The organism is uncultured Bifidobacterium sp. (genome assembly GCF_945269915.1).
Taxonomy (GTDB): domain Bacteria; phylum Actinomycetota; class Actinomycetes; order Actinomycetales; family Bifidobacteriaceae; genus Bombiscardovia; species Bombiscardovia indica.
Genome location: NZ_CALYOY010000068.1, coordinates 1 through 3,170, shown reverse-complemented (window position 1 = coordinate 3,170; position 3,170 = coordinate 1). Strand labels below are relative to the sequence as shown.

Here is a 3,170-nt window from a genome sequence, read left to right as displayed (position 1 = left end):
GGCCCCGGACCAGTCACCAGCCTCCTGGCGCAGACCTCCATCGTTGGCGACGGACCCGACCATCAGGGTCTGCATGACCTCGTCGACCAGGGAGGGGTCCACATCCGTATCGGCCGACGGTCCCTGCGAGGCCACCCGGGTCATCGACCCTTCAGGATTGTACCCGGTGCCAGTGAGGCTGACCTGCCCGGAGGGGACCACGACCCGCTCCACGGTCATCTCGTTACGGGTCAGGGTACCGGTCTTGTCGGAGCAGATGACCGAGGCCGACCCCAGGGTCTCCACCGAGCTGAGCTTCTTGACGATGGCATGGTGCTTGGCCATGCGTTGCACACCCAGGGCCAGGACCACGGTCAGGATGGCGGTGAGCCCCTCGGGGACGGCCGCCACGGCCAGGGAGACCGCCATGAGGAGGGAGTCGATCAGGTCCTGGATGGTATGGAAGCCTTCCATGACGGCCAGGGCGGCCAGGACCAGGACGGCGATGACACAGACAGCCAGGCCCAGGATCTTGGAAACCCGGGCCATCTCCTTCTGGAGGGGGGTGGGTTCCTCCTCGGTGTTGGCCAGCATACTGGCGATGCGGCCCACCTGGGTGCCCATGCCGGTGGAGGTCACGACCATCCGGCCCGTGCCCTGGGTCACTGCGGTGCCGTTGAAGGCCATGTTGGTCCGGTCACCCAGGGCGGTGGTCCCGCTCAGCCTGGCCGGTCGCTTGCTTACGGGCAGGGATTCGCCGGTCAGGGAGGCCTCGGCCACGCGTAGGCCGGCCGCGGTCAGGAGGCGGCCATCCGCACTGACCGTGTCGCCCTCGGCCAGAATGACCACATCACCCGGAACGATCCGGCTGGTTTCCAGACTGACCACCTGCCCCCCACGCAGGACGGAGGCGTGGGGGGCCGTCATGCTGGCCAGGGCGTCCACGGCACGTTCGGCCTTGGCCTCCTGGGCATAACCCAGACATGCGTTGAGAAGCAGGATGGCCACAATCACGATGGCATCGAAGGGGAGGGGTTCGCCCCCACCGGCCGAGGGGTGGGACCGCTCCACCACCCAGGCCACCAGGGATATGGCCGTGGCGGCCAGGAGGAGGTAGACCAGGGGGTCCTTGAACTGCTGGAGGAACTTGCGCCAGGCTGGCACCGGAGGGGCGCCGGCCAGCTCGTTGGGGCCGAACCTCCCCAGCCGCCGGGCGGCCTCGTCCTCATCCAGCCCGTGGGCCGGATCGACATTCAGGGCTTTGCAGACCTGATCCGCCTCAAGCACCGAGGGATCATCCAGTCGGGCATCGAAATTCCCCGACCGTGCGGTCGCCGCCTGGCCGGCTGGGGCCACCGAGGCGGCCCCATCAGGGAAGGGATGCCCCTGTCCGGACGGAGTTCCGCCTGTTACGAGGGGTTGTGTCTGCTTGGAACCGCTGGTTGACCCAGTCATACCACTCTCCTGCTCATGCCACGGAGTAGTCAACGCTTCGGGGGCCTGTCGAACGAAGTCGGAAGGGGCCAAACCCGAAACGCTGCGTGGATATCTACCAAGTTGGTATCAGATATTACACAGACGCCCGCACAAGCTCCAGTTCCGACTCTCGCTTTGAGACGAATCCTTCACCTGCGCAGGCCCCTTGACTTCAAGCCCACTTCAAGGCGTATAGATGGAGTTCAGGAACACGCCATCGGGAGGCACCATGACAAATCTGCTGATACTGGGCGCCAACGGTCGTATAGCCCGCCTGGTCCGGAAGGATCTGCTGGCCGGCGAGGACGACACCCACCTGACCGAGTACCTGCGCAGCGCCGACCGACTTCCCGTCCTCGACCCATCCAGGGAGACCATCACCGAAGGGGACGTGAACGACTACCCCCGTCTTCTCCAAGCGATGCAGGGCCAGACCATGGTCCTCGCCGACCTGGGTGGCCGATTCGAACCCATGGCCGAGAAGACGGTCCGGGCCATGGACCAGGCAGGGGTCAAGCGCCTGATCTGGATTACCGGACTCGGGCTCTACCATGAGGTGCCGGGCGAATTCGGCCGGTGGGTCGAGGAGTCCTGCGGTCATGAGGTCATGGAGGACACCCGCCGGGCGGCACGGATCATCGAGGATTCCGACCTGGACTACACAATCATCCGCGCCGCATATATGGATGACCAGCCCGACAGGGACTACGAACTGACCGAGAAGGGTCAGCCGTACAGGGGGACGACCGTATCCCGGAATTCCATAGCGGACCTGATTGAAAAGATCCTGGCCGGCCCTGCCGAACACAGCCGCGCCAGCCTGGGGATATCCCGACCAGGCACAGACGGCGACAGGCCGGTCTGGGTGGGCTGACGGCATTCCGGACGCCCGAGTGCCCTGATAGGCAAGACCCGGGAGGGCCGGATATCGTTGATGTATCAGTGACGACGGCAGATATGAAAGAAGGAGAAACCATCATGGCAATCAAACAGACGGCTGGGCACGATCAGCTCGGCGACTTCGCACCCCTCTTCGCCCACTTCAACGACGACGTGCTTTTCGGCCAGGTTTGGTCCCGCGAGGAGGAACTCTCGGCCCACGACCGGAGCATGATCACCTGCGCCGGGCTGATGGCCATGGGCCTCTTCCCCCAGCTCCAGAGCCACATGAACCTGGCCAGGCGCAACGGGGTCACACGATCCGAGATGGTGGAACTGATCACCCAGCTGGCCTTCTATGCCGGATGGCCCAAGGCCTGGAGCGCCTTCAACCTGGCCAAGGAGATCTTCGGCAACGAGGACACGGCGGCAGGCGAGGGCGGGACCCGGGCCGGAGACCAGACCAGCGATCTTCCCGACTCCGGCCCCTACCCCCTGGGCGACCCGGCCGATGGCCCCAACTTCACCGGTCATGCCTGGCTGCACCACCTGACCGAACCGGATGCGGAATGCTCGGCAGGCAACGTCACCTTCGCCCCCGGCTGCTTCAACCGCTGGCACACCCACCCCCATGGCCAGCTCCTCCTGGTTACGGCCGGCCTGGGTTGGGAACAGGAGGAGGGTCATGAACCCCGGCAGCTCAAGCCGGGCGATGTGGTCTTCTGCCCTGCGGGGGTCAGGCACTGGCACGGGGCGTCAAGGAACTCCTCCATGACCCACGTCGCCATCACCCCGGCCCAGAACGGCCAGTCCCCGGTCGAGTGGCTGGACTTCCC

At 65.6% G+C, this 3,170-nt stretch carries 3 protein-coding genes; 2 read left to right on the top strand and 1 reads right to left on the bottom strand.

What is annotated here, in order from left to right:
* Positions 1-1,434: HAD-IC family P-type ATPase (locus tag Q0K62_RS07925; protein ID WP_297317434.1), on the bottom strand; the 1,434-nt coding region annotated here is incomplete at its 3' end.
* 250 nt (positions 1,435-1,684) lie between these two features.
* Between Q0K62_RS07925 and Q0K62_RS07920 the strand changes: the two genes are divergently transcribed.
* Together Q0K62_RS07920 and Q0K62_RS07915 are read left to right on the top strand one after the other, a co-directional pair.
* Positions 1,685-2,329 (top strand): NAD(P)H-binding protein, encoded by a 645-nt coding sequence (locus tag Q0K62_RS07920; RefSeq protein WP_297317433.1) that lies wholly within the window; start codon positions 1,685-1,687, stop codon positions 2,327-2,329.
* A 104-nt stretch (positions 2,330-2,433) separates the two neighbouring features.
* Positions 2,434-3,170, top strand: a 737-nt coding sequence (locus tag Q0K62_RS07915; protein ID WP_297317432.1) for a carboxymuconolactone decarboxylase family protein, incomplete at its 3' end; no start/stop codon positions are given.

What these genes read in the sequence shown, in the direction of transcription:
- Q0K62_RS07920 (WP_297317433.1), top strand. Translation starts at nt 1,685, where the DNA reads ATGACAAATCTGCTGATACTGGGCGCCAACGGTCGTATAGCCCGCCTG.